At 64.6% G+C, this 19,494-nt stretch carries 14 protein-coding genes; 12 read left to right on the top strand and 2 right to left on the bottom strand.

Features of this window, described 5'->3' with window-relative positions:
* From WC326_15540 to WC326_15500, 9 genes are all read left to right on the top strand, one after another.
* The coding region (locus tag WC326_15540; protein ID MFA7332482.1) for a hypothetical protein at positions 1 to 193 on the top strand (193 nt) is incomplete at its 5' end.
* Complete coding sequence (locus tag WC326_15535; protein ID MFA7332481.1) at positions 193 to 807, top strand: fibronectin type III domain-containing protein; 615 nt, start codon at positions 193 to 195, stop codon at positions 805 to 807. The genes WC326_15540 and WC326_15535, both read left to right, overlap by 1 nt.
* 9 nt (positions 808 to 816) lie before the next feature.
* A complete protein-coding gene (locus tag WC326_15530; protein ID MFA7332480.1) occupies positions 817 to 3,441 on the top strand; it encodes a hypothetical protein in 2,625 nt (874 codons plus the stop codon).
* Positions 3,441 to 4,427, top strand: a complete 987-nt coding sequence (locus WC326_15525; protein MFA7332479.1) for a hypothetical protein — start codon at positions 3,441 to 3,443, stop codon at positions 4,425 to 4,427. Before WC326_15530 ends, WC326_15525 begins: the two co-directional genes overlap by 1 nt.
* A gap of 24 nt (positions 4,428 to 4,451) precedes the next feature.
* Positions 4,452 to 4,889: a hypothetical protein gene (locus WC326_15520; protein MFA7332478.1), complete on the top strand. Its 438-nt coding sequence runs from the start codon at positions 4,452 to 4,454 to the stop codon at positions 4,887 to 4,889.
* Positions 4,886 to 5,629 carry a hypothetical protein gene (locus WC326_15515; GenBank protein ID MFA7332477.1) on the top strand — a complete coding sequence of 248 codons (744 nt, stop codon included), beginning with the start codon at positions 4,886 to 4,888 and terminating at the stop codon, positions 5,627 to 5,629. Before WC326_15520 ends, WC326_15515 begins: the two co-directional genes overlap by 4 nt.
* Positions 5,630 to 5,638: 9 nt before the next feature.
* Positions 5,639 to 6,013 (top strand): hypothetical protein, encoded by a 375-nt coding sequence (locus tag WC326_15510; protein MFA7332476.1) that lies wholly within the window; start codon positions 5,639 to 5,641, stop codon positions 6,011 to 6,013.
* A 9-nt stretch (positions 6,014 to 6,022) separates the two neighbouring features.
* Entirely contained in the window at positions 6,023 to 6,238 is a 216-nt protein-coding gene (locus tag WC326_15505) for a DUF350 domain-containing protein (protein ID MFA7332475.1), read from the top strand.
* Positions 6,239 to 6,324: 86 nt separating this feature from the next.
* The gene (locus WC326_15500; GenBank protein MFA7332474.1) at positions 6,325 to 6,831 is read left to right on the top strand and encodes a transglycosylase SLT domain-containing protein; all 507 of its coding nucleotides are present in this window, start codon (positions 6,325 to 6,327) and stop codon (positions 6,829 to 6,831) included.
* Positions 6,832 to 6,838: 7 nt separating this feature from the next.
* On the opposite strand, the gene WC326_15495 is transcribed toward WC326_15500, so the two are convergent.
* Together WC326_15495 and WC326_15490 are read right to left on the bottom strand one after the other, a co-directional pair.
* Complete coding sequence (locus WC326_15495) at positions 6,839 to 7,054, bottom strand: hypothetical protein (GenBank protein MFA7332473.1); 216 nt, start codon at positions 7,052 to 7,054, stop codon at positions 6,839 to 6,841.
* 1,406 nt (positions 7,055 to 8,460) lie between these two features.
* A complete protein-coding gene (locus tag WC326_15490) occupies positions 8,461 to 9,648 on the bottom strand; it encodes a tyrosine-type recombinase/integrase (GenBank protein MFA7332472.1) in 1,188 nt (395 codons plus the stop codon).
* 730 nt (positions 9,649 to 10,378) lie between these two features.
* Between WC326_15490 and WC326_15485 the strand changes: the two genes are divergently transcribed.
* The 3 genes from WC326_15485 to WC326_15475 all read left to right on the top strand — a co-directional run bounded on the left by WC326_15485 (position 10,379) and on the right by WC326_15475 (position 19,417).
* Complete coding sequence (locus tag WC326_15485; protein MFA7332471.1) at positions 10,379 to 14,191, top strand: hypothetical protein; 3,813 nt, start codon at positions 10,379 to 10,381, stop codon at positions 14,189 to 14,191.
* Positions 14,192 to 14,426: 235 nt separating this feature from the next.
* Positions 14,427 to 15,689, top strand: a complete 1,263-nt coding sequence (locus WC326_15480) for an exonuclease SbcCD subunit D C-terminal domain-containing protein (protein MFA7332470.1) — start codon at positions 14,427 to 14,429, stop codon at positions 15,687 to 15,689.
* Positions 15,686 to 19,417 carry an AAA family ATPase gene (locus WC326_15475; protein MFA7332469.1) on the top strand — a complete coding sequence of 1,244 codons (3,732 nt, stop codon included), beginning with the start codon at positions 15,686 to 15,688 and terminating at the stop codon, positions 19,415 to 19,417. Before WC326_15480 ends, WC326_15475 begins: the two co-directional genes overlap by 4 nt.
* Positions 19,418 to 19,494 lie beyond the last annotated feature (77 nt).

Raw genomic sequence — 19,494 nt, 5'->3', positions numbered from 1 at the left:
CGAGACCCTGGCCCAGATCCTGGCGCGCCGGCGCAGTCAGGATCGATCCCGTTTCGAAGTGGAGCGTGACCGCATGGCCACGGACCTGGAAGAGCAGGTCTTCCAGATCCAGCGGCTCTTGGCTGAGGCGCCCACCCAGGAGCAGTTCACCACGGTCGTCAAGACCCTGGAAGAGCTGCAGGCGAGTGCGTGATGGCCACGCTGGTCCAGAGCGGCCTGCCGGTCGGCGCGGTCTTCGTCCTCCAGGACAATCTGTTCCTGGTGGACCGGGGCGGCCGGCAGCATGGCCTGCTCGTTCGCACGGGCACCATCCCGGAGACGGGCGTGCTCAGCCTGGGCGGCCTGCGCGACTCCAACTACGCCCTCCTGTTCCGACCTCTGCACCTGGTGAACCAGTCCCGGCTCTCCATCGACGTGGGGGATCGGTCCACGTTCCGACGGCGCCTGGAGCACGTGGTACCTCCGCCCGTCATCCTGCTCTCGGCGGTGGCGGATGGCCTGGACGTGGAGCTCGCCTGGACGCACCCGGCGGACGGCTTTGCGGGGCATCGGGTGGTGGCCCAAGCCCAAGCTGCAGGCAGCCCGGTTTGGCGGGACGTTGCCGAGACCCGGGACCTCCAAGCGCGCCGGCTGGTGGTGACTGGTCTTCTGGGAGGGACCAGTTACGCCTTCCGCGTGCGGCAGGAGACTGTGGAGGGGCGCTACCGGGGCTACAGCCGCAGCCTCGTGGCTACCACGGGCGAGGATGAGAGAGACAACGCGGCCAACCTGCAATGGGGCGGTTCGTTCGAAGAACGTGTCTGGTAGGAGGACGAGATGGAACTGATCACGCGGTCAAGCGACTGTTCGGTGTTTGGTGGCTACTCGATGAAGATCCAGGCCCAGGGCGGCCCGGTGGCGACGGACCTGAGCAAGGTCAACTACATCGACCTGCGCGGGCTGACGAAGGCCTGCGTTTCGGCCTACATGCGCATGCATCTGCGGAATGCCGGCACCTTCTACGCCCGGGTCACGCCCTACCTCGCCGACCTGACGCCCCTGGCGAGCCTCGACTGGACCGTGCTGACCCAGTCGGGCGAGACCCAATTCACGCGCTACTGGCGCTCCTTCGACATGACCAAGCTGGGGGACGCGGGCGAGCTGCCGCTCGGCACGGCCTTCCTCAAGCTCTCCTTCGGTTGGGACGGCGCCTTGGCGTCGGGCACGGCCTATGTGGACGCGGTCAAGGCCGAGCAGGGTTCCTTTCCTACCCACTGGACGCCCTACGGCCTGAAAGAGCAGGACTCGCTGGATCTGGTGTCGGACGGCGTGGTCTACAGGCGCGTCAAGGATGTAAATCCCGGTGGCCAGGTAACGCCCGGCTCCATCCAGGACGGAGCGGTGGAGAATCCCAAGCTGGCCGATGGGGCGGTGGGCACGACCAAGATCGCCGACGGCTCGGTGAACCTAGTCACCAAGGTGGTGGGCGAGCTGCCCAACACCAACCTGGCGCGCATCGACCTGCCATCGAAAATCGCCGACGGCATCCTGCCCGAAACCAAGCTGGACTCCGCCTCACAGGGCAAGCTCGCCGCCCTGCGCACGGACGGCCGGGTGAAGGGCAATCTGGTGCAGGAGGATGCCGGCGCGCCGGGCGGCGTGCGGGTCCTGATCGACACGGCCTCGGGCAAGGTGACCTCGGACCTGAAGGCCTCCGACGGCACGGTCGTGGACACGGCCATCCGCAACGCCGCGGCCCTGCACGCACGGGCCATCGCCGAGCCCCATGAGGACGACGGCATCCCGGTAGCGTCCATCCACAGCGCGGGCGGCGGGGTCTACACCTACCGCCTGGGCTACCAGGCGGCCGGCGCGGCCATCAACATCGGCGAGGTCGGTGATTCCCTGGCCGGGCTCTTTGACCTCTTGAACGCGGCCGGCGGCGACCTGCTCGACGCCGGTGGCAATCCGGTCACCGTGACGGGCATCTGCCTGAACCAGAACGGCACGACGTCAGTCACGCCGGGCGATGCGCAGACCGGCTCCGGCTTGGGCGCGGGCTGGTGGATGAACGACGGCGGAGCGGTGCCGCTCTCGACGGTCTTCGTCAAGCTCTCGGCCCAGCCTGCCGCGGGCGTCACCCAGTTCAAGGTCCTCTACAGCCGGCGCAACACGGTGGGGGCCCTGGGCCGTAATGCCCTGGTGAAGAAGGCGGTCATCTCCGGCGAGGCGGATCCCAACATCACCAACACCATTTGGGAGATGAAGGGCACGGACGAGTGGAACTCGCCCGTCAACCCACCACGGCGCTTGATGGACTTGACCGACTCGAGCGGCAACATCGCGCCCAGCAAGGTGGCCCAGTCATCCATCGCCGACGGCGCGGTGACCTACCCCAAGATCGCCGACGGGGCGGTGACGCAGACCAAACTGGCCAACTCGGCCGTGGGGCCCCAGCAGCTTGGAAACGGGGCCGTCACGGACACCAAACTGGGCACCGGCGCCGTCACCGAGACCAAGCTCGCCGACAGCGCTGTGACGACGAACAAACTGGGCGCGGCGGCCATCACCACGGCCAAGGTGGCCGATGCTGCGGTCTCCACGGCCAAGATTGCCACGGGTGCCGTGGACAACACGCGCCTGGCGGCGGACACGGCCTCACTGGGCAAGCTGACCTCCAACGCCCTGCAGCGTCAAGCGGACGGCTCCATCGCCCTGGGCAGCGGCACGCCCCTGGTGCATCTGGCGGATGGCTCCACGGTGGTGACGGCTCAGGGCCTCATTGGTGCGGCCAAGGTGGCCGAGGGCGCCCTGCAGGATGCGGCGGTGACGGGCGGCAAGCTGGCCACGGGAGCGGTGACGGGCACGAAGCTCTCGGACGGCTCTGTCTCCGCAGCCAAGATCGTCGATGGGTCGGTGGGCTCCAGCAAGATCGCCACGGGTGCGGTGACTAGCGGCAAGATCGCGGCAGGTGTAGTGGGGTCGACGGAGCTGGGCGCCAGCGCCGTGACGAGCGCCAAACTGGCCGACGGGGCGGTCACGGGAGCCAAGCTGGGCGCGGCGGCCGTGGGCTCCAGCAACCTGGCCGACGCCTCCGTCGGCACCACCAAGCTCGCCGATGCGGCCATCACCCAGGCCAAGATCGGCAGTGCGGCCGTGGGGCAAACTCAGCTCATCGATGGGGCGGTGGGAACCGCCAAGCTCGCTCCTGGAGCCGTGGCCACGGACCGTCTGGCGGATGGCGCGGTCTCAGGCACCAAGCTCGCCTCTGGCGCCGTGGGGGCTGGCCATGTAGCAGCCGGGGCCATCGGAACGAACCAGCTGGCAACGGACTCCGTGACGGTGGCCAAGCTCGCCACCGGAGCCGTCACGCGCGACAAGGTGGATGCCGGCGTCTTTTCAGAGCTCTCCACCGTCAACCTGGTGATCAACGGCTCCTTCGAGACCGGAGCCTGGGTGTAATGGCCACGGGAAGCGCCACCCAGTCCACCAACCGCGTCTTCCTGGGCGGCTACACCATGCGCATCGAGGCGCTGGGTGCCGACTTCTGGTGCGGATGGTCCAACGCCATCGACGTGCAGCACTTCGCCACGTCTCTCATGCTCTCCTGCTGGGTGTCGGGCGAGGCCTTCACGGGTGCTGCGAGCCTGAAGGCGGAGGTCCACTGCTTCAGCGTGCTGGGCACCGACCTGGGCTCGGAGGTTGTATGGGCCGACCATGCCGGCTTGGCCACAGACTTCACACAGTACATGGCCCAGCTGAAGAAGAGCACGCTGCCCGCCGGCACGCGCTTTGTGCGGCTACGCTTCGGCATCACCGACGGGGCCGGCACGGCCATCGGCGTGGCCTATGTGGACGCCGTGCAGGCGGCACCGGGCGAGTGGTTGCCGGCCTGGACGCCCAGTCTCCTGGTGGAAGGGACCACGCTGGACGCCATCGCCGACGGCGCCACTTACGCCCGCATCAAGGCGGGGAATCTGGCGGGTGGCGACCTCAACCTGGCATCGCCCTCCATCAAGAATCGGGGATCGCTGGCCCTGCTGGACACGGTGGGATCCAAGCAGATCGACAAGAACGGCGTGGAGGCGGCCAACATCGCCGATGGGGCCGTTTCGTCCACCAAGATCGCCACCGGCGCGGTGGGCAGCGCCCAACTGGCTTCCGGCGCGGTGGGCGCCACGCAGCTGGCTAGCAGCGTCAGCAGCCTGACCAGGGTCTCGGGCGGCATCCTCACCGCCTCGGGCTCAACGGCCACGCTTCCCACGGGCAAGATCCTCAATGCCACGGCCGGCAAGGTCCGGCTGCGTTCCTTCACGTCCATGCCAACCCAGCTCCAGGTGGACGACGGCGAGTGGTTCGCCGTGACGGGCGGGGCGACCAAGGGTATCTACGTGCGCAATGGCGCGGTCGCCATGAATGGGGCGGGGACAGAGGTGACGCTTACGTGAGGGGCTTGCTGGAAGGAGTCGGACATGCTGGGTGAAAGCGGACTGGCGACCTGGGGCGGCTGGCTTTTCGGGGCGGTCACGCTGCTGGTGACCATTGTGCTGGCCTACATCATCAAGCCCATCAGCGACCGCGGCATGCGCAACGAGCGCGAGCTGACGGCCCTTCGCGAGGATCATGCCCACCGGCTGTCTGAACTGCGGCGCGAACAAGAAGGCCGCCTGGAGATGATGCGTGACGACCAACAACAGCGCCTCGACGACCTGCGCATGAAGCAGGTGGAGACGGAAACGACGCTACGCATCTACGTGGAGACCCAGGCCAAGATCCAACAGAGCCTGGGGCGTATCGAGGGCTCCCTGGCCCAGGTGGCGGGCACGCAGGCTGGCCAGGCCGCCTCCCTGTCACGCTTGGAGACTGAAGTGGGAGAGATCCGGCGCCTGCACCTGAAGGGTGCGGCATGAAGACGTGGCCCTATTGGTTGGCTGCTGTCTTGACCCTTCTAGGCTGGCAGGAGTGGCGTGTCCACCAGGCCCAGGCAAACGCCGGCGCTGCGCTGAATGCCGCTGCCCAAGCCGAGGTGCCTGTCCAAGTGGACGATTCAACCACCGTCACGCGCGGGCTGGAGGGCATCCTGCTGGAGCGGGATGCCAGCATCCGGCGCCTGACGCGCGAGCTAAAGGCGGCCACGCGTACCCAACTCACTCTGGAGATGATGCTGGATCTGCGGGACGTGGAACTGGCCCAGGCCCACGTCCAGCTGGGAGAGATGCGCAGCGCGCCGGCGGACTCCGGCCTCACCCGCTACGAGGTGCCATTCGTCCTGGATCAGGGCGACAGCCTGCAGGGCGTGCATATGGCCGGGCTGGTGGCCCTGGACCAGCCCGGCCCGGGCTGGCTGCCCAGCCTGGCCGTCCGGCTGGATGCGCTGCAGGTCCGCAGCCGCGTGGACATCGACCTGGTGGAGGGCGAGGAAGGCTGGAGGGCCATCACGCGCACTGGCAGCCCGGCGGTGTCGGCAGGCGTCACCCTGGCCGTTCAGCCGCGGGAGCTGATGTGGAAGGACCGCTTCCACTTGCTGGCCGGTTTGGGCGTTCAGGATGGTCACCCGCGAGTGCTGGCCGGCGCCCGACTGGATCCCTGGGGTGCATCCGTCTCCGCAGGAGCCGGGGCCGTGGGTGTCTACGTCTTCAAGGCTTTCTAAGGGGGACGAATGGAGCAGCCGGAGCACATCAAGACCCTGTTCGTCCTGGCTGGGCAGCCCTTCCGATTCAACGGCAAGGCAGTACTGGACCGGCATTCCTGGACGCACTTCCTGGGAAGCGCAGGCCTGAGCGTGGTGCTGTGGCTGATGATGAGGTGGACCGGGACCGCGCGTCCGGATCTCTGGGGACCTGGCTTGGCTCTGCTTTTGGGCGTCCTTTGGGAGGTGGCGGATGGCATCAAACCCCTCTGGTTCGAAGAGCCCTACAGGGACTGGCGGGACCATCTGCTGCGGGCGGACGGCTGTTCCTGGTCGGATGTGGCGGTGGATCTGTGGGGCGTGCTGCTGGGCTCGATGGTGTTGCAGATCGGCTTTGGCTTGTAGGAGGGACCCATGTTCGAGCAATTGGTGCGCGCGGCCGCGGTGAACCTGAGCTACACGGCTCTGATGATCTTTCTGGCCGTGGGCTTGTGGAAGGCTACCGACCGCTGGCTCTTCCCGGGCATCGACTTCATCCCGGAGATCCGAAAGGGCAACGTGGCCGCGGCCATCTTGGCGGGCGTGCTGCTGCTCTTCTGCGCCCACCTGGTGTCGGCGGGCCTGAACTGATGGGAGCTGGGCACACGGGCCGAGTGTGGTCCTCGCACTGGATCTTGGTCACTCTGGTCGTGGGGCTCCTCCTGGTCGGCCAAGCCTTGCCCTGGACCACCCGGTTCGATCCCCACTTCCAGAAGTACTCCAAGCGCTACTTCGGGGCGGATTTCGACTGGCGTTGGTGGAAGGCCCAGGCCATCGCCGAGAGCGGGCTGGATTCGACGGCGAGGAGCTGGTGTGGAGCCCAAGGCCTGATGCAGATCATGCCAGGCACTTGGGAGGGCATCGCCTCCAAGTTGGAAGTGGACTCGCCCTGGCTGGTGAAGGACAACATCCAGGCCGGGATCTACTACGACGCCCGCATGTGGGCCATTTGGAAGGCGCCCAGGCCGCTGGAAGAGCGTTTGGCCTTAACCCTGGCCAGCTACAACGCCGGCGCGGGCAACATCCTGCAGGCCCAGCTCATGGTCGTGCCGGGCGCGAGTTCCAATTTCTGGGCGCCAGTGGCTGCAGAGCTTCATCGGGTCACGGGCAGGCACGCGGAGGAGACGCGGGACTACGTCGTCCGGATCTGTCGCTACGTCAAAGTCCTGCAAAGCGCAGAATAGCCTGCGTTCATCCTCCAGCAAGCTGATTGGTCACGGTGATGTCTTCGGCTTCTAGGAGCATTGTCTCCGTGCAGGCATTAGGCTTTCCATTCCAGAATTGACCATCGATGTAGACCCACTTGCTTGAGGCGCTGAGGCGCGCGAGTTCTTCCACGGCCTCCCAGACGGGCAGGGTCACCTCGATGTGCCCTTCGCACGAGACCATTTTGAACGTTACCAGCATGACGTACTCTCCTTCTTGGCATTGGCCCTGGGCATGTATGCGGACGTGCCAGGGATTCGTTTGCAGGATCAAGGTGGATTGGTGGAAAGACGTGGGGATCCATGGGCCTGTCTCCTTTGGAAAGAGACGGGTGCTGAGCCAGGGAGACGGAGAGGAGACCAGAAACGAAAAAGGGTCCCGCCGGTGGCGGAAACCTTTGACTATCAGTGCATCCCAGAGGAGTCGAGTTCCTACCTACTGATCCGTATACGGTCGTGTAATCCCACGCGGCCCCGATGGGACTATCAGTTGTTATACGCGACTGGTGCTCCTCACTTCGCTCGGGCACTTCGTGACGAACAAAAGGGCCGGCTGCCAAACAATGGGGCCGGTATCCATGCGCCAGCACATTGGCAAATGCCCGCGGCTCTTCAGAACCCCACCGTTCTGTCCCGATTGTAGACAAGTCGTCAATCTGTATGGTTGTCTGATTTCCGGGTCTCTTGAAGTATTCCTTTGGCGTATTCAGGGAATAGTCAGTTTTGGTGTTCACCCGTTCAGCTTTGAATTTTTTGGTGAGACAATACGGCAGACGTACAGAGCCGGGCCTAACGTCACAGAACCCTCAGGAGCAACGATCTACCCGCGGCAATGGTCTGGTATAGGCCAGGTAAACAGTCTAAAGTTCCATAATTTGAAAGTTTTAATTTTATGTTTGTTAACCGAATTCCACATAACCCATTGACATTGCCGCTAAAATTTCGTATATTGATAGATATGATACCGGAATAACCGGTAGTTGAAAAAAATAGTTTTTTAAAGAGGGTAAGATGAAAGATTTTAAGAACTGGCGAATTCTGGCACACGTGGGCCTGATCATCCTGGCCTGTGACTGGACCTTCTGTGGCGTTACTGTCCCTGCGTTACACTTTTCCCTTATGCGGTTTGCTGGCTAACCTTTTGGCGCCTAGGCTGTCGTCCAATCCGCGACAGCCCAAGCCACCCTCGTCAGAAAAAGCGAATTACTTCTCGTGACAAGCGAATTCGGGAGTAGATACCAGAGGGGCCCAGAGTGGGCAGCCTTATACATAATTCAAGGAGGATTGAATGAGAAATGATCTTCGCATCGCTCGGCTTACCACATTCATCGTGGTGGGGTTTATCGTAGCCCCGATGTTACCCAACATCGCGGTTCTCCACATGCTCTTGTGAGCATACAAGGCATGAGAAGGGTGAAAGCTGGCCAAGGCCATCTTTGAGCCGCTCTCGGTTCGCCCCAAAAAATAGCCACGGTCCCCTGCGCTTGGGTCTCCACAGGCGCAGGGGGCAGCGTTTGACGTGCCCAACGTGCCAAGGAGCGCCGAATGTGCTGCAGTTCTGTTGTTCAACGGTCACAGGCCTGATCCTGCTGGATCACTTCAATGACGTCATAGGTCTGTGACCTCCTCCGGGAGGCCATTCGCGATATCCAGGCCTGCGCACCCCTTCAACATCTCTTCCGTCGCACGCTCCAGGCTTTCCATGACCGGACCCATGGCCATCCGCGCGTAGACTTCCGTCGTGACCTTGGACTCATGTCCCAAGGTTTTCTGGATCACCTCAAGGGGCGTGCCGGTATCGATCTGGAAGGAGGCAAGGCTGCGACGCAGGTCATGCATGCGAAAGCCGGGCATGCCGGCACGCTCAAGGATCCAGATCCAAGCCTTGTTGGGTGATCCCATGTGGCCATCGTGATTGCCAGGAAACACAAAGGGGCTGGGGCTCAAGGACCGACGGGCTGTCAGAATACGCATGGCGTGGCTGGACAAGGCCACGGGCAACTCGTGTCCGCTCTTCGATTTTGCAGCCGGAACTGTCCACAGGCTCATTTCAAACGAAATGTCCTCCCAGCGCATGGCAATCAGATTCCCTTTGCGCGCGCCCGTGAACAAGGCCAGGTAGAGCATGTCGCGCACGGTCCGATTCGGGTATTCGCCGACAGCCTTCATGAAGGAAGGAAGCTCAGCCTTGCTCAGGCGGCGCGTCCTGCCCTCTTCACGGTAGAAGGTGATGGAGCGGGCAGGATTGGGCAGGTCCAGTTCGTGCTCCCGGATGGCCCGGTTGATGGCGGCGCGCAGGAGCGCGATCACCCGATTAGCCGTTGGGCGTCCAAAGTTCTGACCAATGTGCTGGTGGAAGGCGGTCACATCGCGCCTTCGGATGGAGGCAAGGGGCTTGTTGCCCATCCAGGGCTTGACGTAACGCTCCCATTGCCGGATGTACTCCTTCAACGTCCTGGCGTTCAGATGCTCCTGCGCGAAAGCCAGATACTCCCCCATCACCTGCTCCATGGGCAGTGGACGCCGCCGCACGACTTGGCGCGTGTCGCCGGAGGCAAACTGGGAGATGATCTCCGCTGCCTTGGCCCGGGCCTGCGGGATTGTGATCTCCGCAAGGGATCCCAGGCGGACCTGAACCTTCTTCCCTTCCACCTTCTTCTCGACATAGAAGGACTTGGCGCCCGATGCGGTGACCAGCAGGGCCAGGGCGGGCACTTGGTCGTCGTGAACGTACTCCCGGGCCTTGTCCGTGGTGAGGGCATTCAAAGCTGCGACGGAAAATCTGAATCGCCTCATGTCGGCATCTCCCCGCCTAACTGACTAGCCTTGTATCACGCGTCTGGTCCCACCCCGGTCCCACCTTTTTCCCCGGATGAGCTGACCGGGCGGACAATCGCGCGAGAGAAAGTCGAAAAAATGCCTTTGAGTATCAAACGTTTCGGACGGAAGAATCGCGAATCAGCGCGGGCTGACAATCTTCAGGGTCGGACTCTTAATCAGTTGGTTCGGGGTTCAAGTCCCTGTTGGAGCATTTGATCATCAAAGGGTTCCGCCAGCGCGGGACCCTTCTTTTTTGCCCCGTTGCACACCGGTTGCACCAACTTCCCCATTCTCATGTTGTATCACGGCTGATCCCGGACCTGGAATCCGGCTACCAACCAATGGGTCACGGAAGGCTTTTGAGGGCAAGGGCTTCCAAATGGAAGTCGAGAATCCGGCCCCCGAGCCGCCTCTTCTCCCGCCTGCGAGGACGCCAGCGCCGCCTGCGGGCGGCCAGGCCGGGACCAGCACCTGGCTGTCCTATGAAAGGCGCCTGGATCGCGAAAGAAAGAGTTGATGATCAAGCAGAAGCGTCCGCAACGAGTCCGGCGAAGCAGCGGCGAGTCCATGGAAAGGGCGTGGCGGGGCGGCGGCAGAAATCCATCAGTTGGTTGGGCCATTTTCGGGCCTGACTGGTGTCCAAACCGGCTTCCGTTGGCAGCATCCAGAGGATTCTCCACTTTCCATTCGAAAAACCGAGGCCGGCATGTTCGATGTCACCAAAGACGATGTGTCCGCGTTGGACGATGTGACCCTGCGGGATCTGGTGGGCAGGCTCTGCGAGGCGGAGCTCCACCAGGCGGGTCTTCCCGTTTCTAGTGTGACCTATGGCGGAGACCAGAACGCCGCCGACGGCGGCTTGGACGTGTGTGTTGAGCTTGCATCTGGGAGTCCCGGGATGGGGTTCATTCCGCGCGCCTTCACGGGCTACCAGGTGAAAGCGCAGAACATGTTCAAGAGCGACATCCTGGACGAAATGGCGCCCAATGGAGCTCCCCGGCAAATCCTCCGCGATCTATCGGACAAGCGCGGTGCCTACCTCATGGTCAGCTCACGCAGTTCATTGGCGTTTCGTGCTCTCCGCGAGCGCCGGCAAGCCATGCGTGAGGCCATCGCCAGTTTGCTCAACCACGACCAGCTCTTGGTGGAGTTCTACGACCAACAGCGCTTGGCCACCCTGATCCGGCAGTTCCCCGGGCTGGTGGCCTGGGTTCGCTCGAAGGTTGGGCGCCCGCTGACGGGTTGGCAGCCCTACGACTCGTGGAGCCAACCGGGCCGAGACGCTGAAGCACGATTCCTGCTGGACGAGGCGCCCCGCTTCAACCTTCAACGAGTTGAGGATCGAAAGGGGACGCTGACGACCCTGGAGGGGATCCACCGGGTCCGTAGTGCCCTGGTCCAGCCTGGCCACGCCGTCCGTCTGGTGGGGTTGTCCGGCGTGGGCAAGACCCGCTTCGCCGAAGCCCTGTTCGACAAGCGAGTCGGCGAGGATGCGCTCCCCGCTTCGCTGGTGGCTTACACCAATCTGGAGGAACAACCCGACCCGACCCCGGAGACGCTGGCGCGGACCCTGATCGCGGAGCGGCGACGCGCCATCCTACTTTTGGACAACTGCGGCCCTGATCGACACAATCGGTTGGTCCAGATCTGCAAGCAGCCGGACAGTTGCGTCAGCGTGCTCACCATCGAATACGACGTGCGAGGCGACGAGCCCGAAGGGACGGATGTCCTGATCATGCGCGGGCTGCCCAGCCCCATGATCGAGATCTTGATCCGCCAGCGCCACCCCGAAATTTCCGAGGTCAACGCCCGCACCATCGCCGACCAGTCGGATGGAAACTCCCGCATTGCCCTAGCCTTGGCAGAGGCCTGCAAGGGTGAGAGGTCCTTGTCGGTTCTGGCTCAACGTGACCTGTTCAACCGGTTGTTCTGGCAAGGAGCTGCTCAACAACCCGACCTCCACAATGCCGCCAAGGCGTGCGCGTTGGTGTACTCCTTCGATGGGGTGACCCTTGAAGGCGAGGAGTCCGAGCTGCCCCAATTGGCAGCATTGGCCGGGCAATCCACAGATGAGTTGTTCGGACATGTGGCGGCTCTTGAACGGAAACACCTGGTGCAGCAACGCGGCGGATGGCGGGCCGTGTTGCCCCATGCCTTGGCCAACCAGTTGGCCGAGGAGGTGCTTGAGGAGAAACCGACGGCGCGGATCCTGCAGCGCCTGGAGTCCCAGTCCAGCGGTCGCCTGTTCAAGTCGTTCACTCACCGGCTCTCCTTTCTGGTCTCCAGCCGGAAGGCCAAGGAGATCACAGCGGGATGGCTGGAACCCGAGGGCCGGTTTGGCGACGTGTGCGCCTTGAACCACGAGCAGTGGGACATGCTGCGCAACATCGCGCCTGTCGCTCCGGAGAGGGCCCTGGAGGCGCTGGAGCGGGCGGGCGGCGAGGCGCTGTCCATGGAACGGCATGTGGCCAGCGGCAGCCAGGACCTGTTGTGCAAGTTGGCCTATGATCCGGAGGCCTTTGAGCGTGCGTGTCGACTGCTCATCGCGATGGCGGCCCAAGAACCTGACGAAGGAGTCCAGCAAAAAGCCCGTACTGCGCTGGAGTCACTGTTCCCGATCATCCTCTCCGGCACGCACGCGTCCGTGGAGCAGCGTCTGTCCATCGTGGAGAGCTTGCTCGGTTCGGCGTTCGAGCCGCTGCGTCGACTCGGGCTTGAAACCCTGCGAAAGGTCCTAAAGGCCAACCACTTCTCGTCCCACCATTCCCACTCCTTCGGTGGACAGCCGCGCGACTTCGGCTACTGGCCAGAGACGAATGGCGAGATCGACCACTGGTACGGCACGACGCTGGCTCTGATCGAGCGATTTGCTTGGACCATGCCGGAACTACGCCCGGAGTTGATGTCGGTGCTCGCCAGCCGCTTTCGTGATCTCTGGACGCAGACACGCATTCAGGACCCTCTTTGCGCCTTGATGCTCGCTTTGGCGGGCGACCGGTTCTGGCGTACGGGCTGGGCAGCTTGCCGGGAGACCTTGCACCACCACGGCGGATCTATGGAGCCCGGTCGACTGGCCAGACTGCAGGAGCTGGAACGATCCCTTCGCCCTTCTCGCTTGGCGGACCAGGTTCGCGCCATGGCCTTGGGAGAGTGGGAGGCGGGTCTGGATCTAGAAGGCTATGAAGACATCGAGATGGACGTGGACGCGCGATCAGCACACCGTGAGCGACAAGAGGAGATCGTTCGTCGGCTGAGCGCCACGGTGGCCGTCGATCCGGATTCCCTGGCGGAACTACTGCCGGAAATAATGCGGGGAGGCATGCGGATCTGGGTCTTGGGGCAGGGAATTGCCACTGGGGCGGAGGATCCCCACCTCATGTGGGCCCTGTTGGCCGATGGATTCTGTGCCGCACCCATGGAGGGGCGGGACGCCCGGATCCTTTGTGGGTTCCTGGACCAATTGGCCCGGCACGACCGCGCCGTGGCGCATAGACTTCTGGAAGATGCCCTGTCGCGCCCCCTTCTGGCCCATAGTCTTGCTCTACTCCACGCGGCGATCGGCCTGGATACAATCGGGGTGGATCGCCTCATCAGCGCTCTCGAATCGGATCTCGTTGACGTCAAGAGTTACCGGGATCTCGCGGGCGGTCGTGCCACAGAGACGGTCGCGGAGGAGGACCTCAGCCGCCTTCTGCTCCACATCGCCGAGCATCCAGAGGGTGTGGAGGTGGGGCTTGATGTGCTGTCCATGCGGTCTCACGTGGATCGTTCGGCGGGCCGCGCCTTTGGCCCCGCGCTGCGTTCTTGTGGTCTTGAACTGCTTGACCGCAGCGACCTGTTGGATGGGCCAAGTGGTATTTTTAACGATACCAGCGGACTGGCGGCGATGTGCCTGGAAGGCGTAGATGGGGCACCCGGAGCCGTTCGCTTGGCCCTGCATGTGCGCCGAGATGGGCATCGTCATTTTCTCCACTCAAGTGACGTGGACAACCTGATGCGAACCTTGCTTCGCATGCATCCGCTTGCCGTCCTGGATGCGCTCTTCACGGGATCGGATGAGGAACTTCATGTGGCTGCCCGATTGTTAAGTCCAAGTCATGACCACCATCCGAATCCTTTGAGCGCTGTGTCCTGTGAGGACCTGCTGGCGTGGTGCGCAGAAGATCCAGCCCGGCGGTTCCCCATCGCCGGATCACTGGTGCCCTTCGCCCATCGCGCGGAACCCTCAGGGCCGCGAACGTGGACGGATACCGCGCTGGCCTTGATTCGCCAGGCCCCGAACCCGGAAGCCGTCCTGCTTGAGTTCGTCCAACGTTTTGGAAGTGGGAATCCAAGCAGATCCGTTGCCGTGGATTTCGAGTCCTATTGCGAGCTACTGGATCTACTACCGGACTTGTTGCCGGTCTCTTTGGCCCCGGCCATTGAGAAGGGAAAGGCCACTTGCCAGCGACACATCGACAGCCTGCGGCGCATGGAGGCCGAGATGGATCAAGATCGGTCGGAAGAGCGCTTCGAGTAGGGATGGGCCAAGCAGATCCTGCACAACAACCTCGACTCAGGCGTGGTGACGCAAGTAGTGCACGCCTTTTCGGAGATGCGAATAGTGGGATTGGGCCTTGCCGGACGACCTGCTTCGCCGCAGTTACGCCAGCCTGCATCGGGACTTGGTGGACGCGAAGGCTTGGCTGGCGGCCCACTGCGCGTGACAGGCAAGGGGAGAAAACCCAAGACATCAGCAAGAGAGAGGCCTGCCATTGCGCGTCATCCACACCTCCGACTGGCACCTCGGCCAAACCCTCCGCGGCTTCGACCGGACCCGTGAGCACCAGGTCTTCCTGGATTGGCTGCTGCTGACCCTAGTAGAGAGTGCCGCAGATGCCCTGCTCATTGCTGGGGACATCTTCGACCAGGCCAATCCCTCCGCCGAGGCCCAGGCCCAGTTCTACCACTTCCTGGCGGACGCGCGGCGCCGCCTGCCCCGCCTGGATGTGGTGGCCATCGCCGGCAACCATGACTCCCCCGGCCGGCTGGAAGCGCCCAGGCGGTTGCTTAAGGACTTCGGCATCCATGTGGCCGGCCACTGCAACCTGCAGAACGACTTGTCCGGCACGCCCGGCGATGCGGTGCTGGACCGCCTGCTGGCGCCGCTGCGCGACGCGGGGGGCGAGATCGCGGCCTGGGTGCTGACCGTGCCCTTCCTGCGCCCGGGCGACCTGCGGGACGGCTCGGGCCTAGGCTACCAGGACGCCCTGCGGGCGGTCTACCGCCGCCTGGCCGACGCTGCGCTGGAACGCTGCCGGAACGGCGAGGCGCTGCTGGCCATGGGGCACCTGCATGTCCAGGGCGGCATCGTCTCCGAGCTGTCGGAGCGCCGGTTGATCATCGGCGGAGAGGAGGCCGTGGACGCCGGCGTGTTCCCCGCCGAGGCGGCCTATGTGGCCCTGGGCCACCTGCACCGGCCCCAAGCCGTGGCCGGCCGGCCGGACATCCGCTACGCGGGCTCGCCCCTGCCCTTGTCCTTTCCCGAAGAGGAGCACTCCCACCACGTGCTGCAAGTTGACTTGGACGGGGGCACGGCGGTGACCACTCCCCTGCCCACACCCAGGGCCGTGGAGCTGCTGCGCCTGCCGGCGGAGCCCCTTCCATTGGAACAGGTGCTGCAAGAGCTGGCGGCCTATCCGTTCACGCCCTCGGCGCGGGGCATCTGGCCGCTGCTTGAGGTTCGGATCCGCGAGGCCATCCTGCCCGTCCAGTTCCGGCAGCGGCTCGAGGAGGTCCTGGACGGCAAATCCGTGCATCTGGCGAGGATCGATCGATCCAAGCCGGCCCTGCCCGCACCCGTCACTGGCGGGGCGCCATCCGCGCCGGAGGGCCCGGATGTCCGGCGCCTGGATCCAGCGCAGGTCTTCGCCCGCCGCTTGGACGATGAAGGCGAACTCCCGGACCGCGCCGAGTTGGAAGGGGCATTCGCCGAGCTGCTGGACCAAGCCCTCCAGACGCAAGGAGGCCGCGCATGAGGATCCTGGCCATCCGCGGCAGCAACCTGGCCTCCTTGGCCGGCCCCTTCGAGGTCGACTTCACCACTGAACCTCTGCGGGACAGCGGCCTGTTCGCCATCAGTGGCCCCACGGGATCCGGCAAAAGCACGTTGCTGGACGCCCTCTGCTTGGCCCTCTACCACGACACTCCCCGGCTGCTGTTTGCCGGCGAACGGGGTGTGACGGTTCCGGATGTGGGCGAGCAATCCACCACGCCGTCCGATCCGCGCAATCTGCTGCGCCGCGGCTGTGGGGAGGGCCACGCGGAAGTGGACTTCATGGGCATCGGGGGCAACCGCTACCGCGCCCGCTGGGAGGTGAAACGGGCCCGCGGCAAATCGGATGCAAGACTGCAGGCGGTGGCGGTCAGCCTGCAGGATATGGACAGCGGCACAACGCTCGCCACCCAGGTCGGCGAGACCGCAACGGCCATCGTCGAGCGAGTCGGCTTGACCTTCGACCAGTTCCGCCGGGCCGTGCTGTTGGCCCAGAACGACTTCGCCACGCTGCTGAAGGCCAAGCAGGACGAGCGCGCCAGCCTGTTGGAGGCCCTGACCAGCACCGAAGTGTTTTCGGTTGTTTCGCGCTTGGCCCATGAGCGATGTGCCCAGGAACGCGCGGATGTGGAATGCCTGCGTGCGGAAGCGGGCGCTGTGCGACTGCTGACTCCCGAGGAGCTTGCCGAGCTGCAATCCGCCTTGGAGAGCCAGCAAGCCGAACGTGCTCGACTGGAAGCCGACCTGCATGGGATCGAAGTCGAACAGCGCTGGCATGCAGAGCGGGAGCGCCGGACGCGTGAGCTGAACACCGAGGTGGCGGTCCATGGACGGCTGGTGGACGAACGGGAGTCCCGCCGCGACGCGGACAACGAGCTGCGTGCCTGGGCCCGCTTGCTTCCTTTGCTGGGCGACTGGGCCGACCGCAACGAGTTGACCGGCCGGATCGACCGGATGCAGGATGACATCGCGGCGCTGAACGCGAGAACGAGCACCCTTCTTGAGGATGTGGAGACCGCGCGATCCCGGTTGGAAACCGCGCAATCCACGCTGCAGGAGACAGAGGAAGGCCGCCGCGCCGCGCAACCCCGCATCCAGCGCGCACGGCAGCTTGACCAGTCCATCGCGCTGCAAAGCAACGAGCGCGAGCGGGTGGAGCGGGCCAAGTCTGAGACGGAAGAGACCCGGACGCAGATCGAGCAGGCGAAGGTGGACGTTCAAGACGAACGGGCGGTCCATCTGGAACATGTCGAGGCATGGAGCGTCTGGCAGAGCGGGAACCCGGCCCTGGCGGGCGTGGCGGACTCGTCCTGGCCCTCGGTGGGAGCGTGGCTGCGTTCCCTTGAGGAGGACATCCGCGCGGCCGGGGATCTGCGCGAGGCCGGCGACGAGCAGGCGGGCGAACTCCAGGACCTGCGCACGCGGCAGAGCGGGCTGGCCCAGGAAGCGGAAGCCGCTCAGACCGCCTTGGTGGCTGCCCGGAAGGCCGACGCCCAGGCGCGACAGGAACTGACGAGCCAGCAGCCGGAAGAGCTGGACCGTGCGCAGAGGACACACCAGGAGCGTGCGCGGCTGGCGGACAGGTTGTCCCAACGGGTCGAGGCGCAAGCCCGGGTGGAGCGCGCGCTCGCGGTCGCCCGCGAGTCGATCCCCCAATTGAAGCAGGAACAGACGGACGCCGGCGCGGAGCTAGAGAAGGCCGAGCAGGCGATGGACACGGCCCGCAACCGTCGCGATGCCGCACAAGCCGCCCTGGACAAGGCCCGACTGGTGGCCGACGCGCACACCCAGCAACTGCGTGACACTCTCGTCGAGGGCGAAGCCTGTCCGGTCTGTGGTTCCCAGACTCACCCCGGCGTGTCCACCATGGACGAGCCTCTGTCCGCGCTGCTGGGTCAGCTGGACGCAGGTGTCCGCGACAGCCAGGCGGAGCTGGACGAGGCCAACCAGCGCTTGGCTCACTTGGTGGCTCGGATGGTGGAGCTGCAGCGCAGGCTCGACGAGGCGCTCCGCTTGCAGGAGGACGAAGAGGACAACTTGGAGCAAGCCCGCGCCGAGGTGCTGGACGTGGCGGAAGCGCTGGGACTGCGCTTGTCCGCCGATGGGACCCTGCGTGCCGCCGACGCGGAGGAGGAGCTGGAGAGACTGCGCGGCGACCTCCATCGATCACAAGATGAGCTGGCGCAGCGCGCGCGGCAGGTGGAGGCGGCCAAACAGGCCGCGGACACCGCGCGGGAGACGCTTGACGCTTGTGTCCAGGACATGGAGCGCGTGCAAGAAGAGCAGGGAGACTTGCGACAAGCCATCGAGCCGATGGAGTCGGCCGCGAGAGAACGAACCACCCGCTTGCAGTCCCTGGAAGAGCGGGTGGACACGCTCGGTCGGCAGTGTCTGGAAGCGGGGGCTGTGCTGCCGGTAGACCAAGACGCACGAGACGCCTTGCGTTCGACCTGGGGCGAAGGGGAGTCTATCCGGCATGACGCTGAGGCGGCCCGGGTTCCACTGGCCACGACCGAGGCCAATCTCGCCCAACGGGAAGACCAGTTGCGTGCTGTGGACGAGCGGATCCGACACCTCGGGCTGGTGTTGTCCGAGGTGGACGATCGCTTGCGGCTCATTCGCCTGGAGCGGGAAGAGGCGCTCGAGGCACGCGACGCGGAGGCCTTTGCGCTGTCGCTGGACCACGCCCTGGCCGAGGCTTTGGCCCACCGGGACGAATGCCAGTCCCTCCACCAGAAGGTTGTCGTAGACCAGTCCCAGTGCGGGCGGGAGCTGGGCACCCTGCTGGAACGGGGGCGCGGCTGGGAGGAGCAAAGGACCCGGGCGCAGACTTCCCTTGAAAGGATGATGGCCGACATGGCGGCATCCGGAGACTCAGCTCCCCCGTTGGATACGCTGGACGAGACCCTCGCGGGGATCCCGGATGATGTCCCGACGCGGCAGGAGCATTTGAGCGAGCGGGAGGAGTCGCTTCGACAGGCGGCGCTGCGAGTGGAGGCGGCGCAAAGGCGCTTGGCGGACCACGACCGCGAGGCGGGGTCGTCGCGCGCAGCGGAAGACGCGGCCGTGGCGCGCGGGGAGGTCTCCACTGCCCTGGAGTCCGTGCGCCAGGATCTGGCGCTCAAGACCGCCACCAAGGACCAGGATGTGGCCAACCGCCAGCGATTCGAAGAGAAGGTCCGCCAGGTGGAGGCACTGGAAGGAGCTGCCAATAAGTGGCTGCGGCTGGACGCCCTCATTGGCCAGGCAGATGGCTCGAAGTTCAAGAAGTACGCCCAGCAGTTCACACTGGAGATATTGCTGGAGTATGCCAACCAGCACCTGGACAGCTTCGCCCCGCGCTACCAGCTGCGAAGGGGCAACGAGCCCTTGTCCTTGCTCATCATCGACCGCGACTTCGGCGAGGAGACGCGGACAGTGCACTCCCTGTCGGGCGGCGAGAGCTTCCTCGTGTCGCTGGGGCTTGCCTTGGCGCTGGCCACGCTGTCTTCCGAGCGTGTCCGCGTGGAATCGCTATTCATCGACGAGGGTTTCGGCAGCCTGGACGCCGACACGCTGAACCTGGTGATGGAGGCCCTCGACCGCTTGCAGTCGCAAGGGCGCCGCGTGGGCGTCATCTCCCACGTCCACGACATGGCCGAGCGTATCGGCACCCAGATCCGCGTGGAGCCCACGGGGCGCGGGCGAAGTCGGGTAGTCACGGTGCGATGATGCGATAGACCTGACCATCAATGACGACCCTTCCTAACGGCACGGATGTGGAGAGGGGCAGCTTGGAGTAAGAGATG

The organism is Candidatus Delongbacteria bacterium, assembly GCA_041675285.1.
Lineage (GTDB): Bacteria > CAIWAD01 > CAIWAD01 > CAIWAD01 > CAIWAD01 > CAIWAD01.
The sequence above is the reverse complement of the archived record's forward strand: the minus strand, read 5'-3'. Positions and strand labels throughout refer to the sequence as shown.

Coding starts and splice junctions, on each gene's coding strand:
- WC326_15535 (MFA7332481.1), top strand. CDS start 193: ATGGCCACGCTGGTCCAGAGCGGCCTGCCGGTCGGCGCGGTCTTCGTC.
- WC326_15530 (MFA7332480.1), top strand. CDS start 817: ATGGAACTGATCACGCGGTCAAGCGACTGTTCGGTGTTTGGTGGCTAC.
- WC326_15525 (MFA7332479.1), top strand. CDS start 3,441: ATGGCCACGGGAAGCGCCACCCAGTCCACCAACCGCGTCTTCCTGGGC.
- WC326_15520 (MFA7332478.1), top strand. CDS start 4,452: ATGCTGGGTGAAAGCGGACTGGCGACCTGGGGCGGCTGGCTTTTCGGG.
- WC326_15515 (MFA7332477.1), top strand. CDS start 4,886: ATGAAGACGTGGCCCTATTGGTTGGCTGCTGTCTTGACCCTTCTAGGC.
- WC326_15510 (MFA7332476.1), top strand. CDS start 5,639: ATGGAGCAGCCGGAGCACATCAAGACCCTGTTCGTCCTGGCTGGGCAG.
- WC326_15505 (MFA7332475.1), top strand. CDS start 6,023: ATGTTCGAGCAATTGGTGCGCGCGGCCGCGGTGAACCTGAGCTACACG.
- WC326_15495 (MFA7332473.1), bottom strand. CDS start 7,054: ATGCTGGTAACGTTCAAAATGGTCTCGTGCGAAGGGCACATCGAGGTG.
- WC326_15490 (MFA7332472.1), bottom strand. CDS start 9,648: ATGAGGCGATTCAGATTTTCCGTCGCAGCTTTGAATGCCCTCACCACG.
- WC326_15485 (MFA7332471.1), top strand. CDS start 10,379: ATGTTCGATGTCACCAAAGACGATGTGTCCGCGTTGGACGATGTGACC.
- WC326_15475 (MFA7332469.1), top strand. CDS start 15,686: ATGAGGATCCTGGCCATCCGCGGCAGCAACCTGGCCTCCTTGGCCGGC.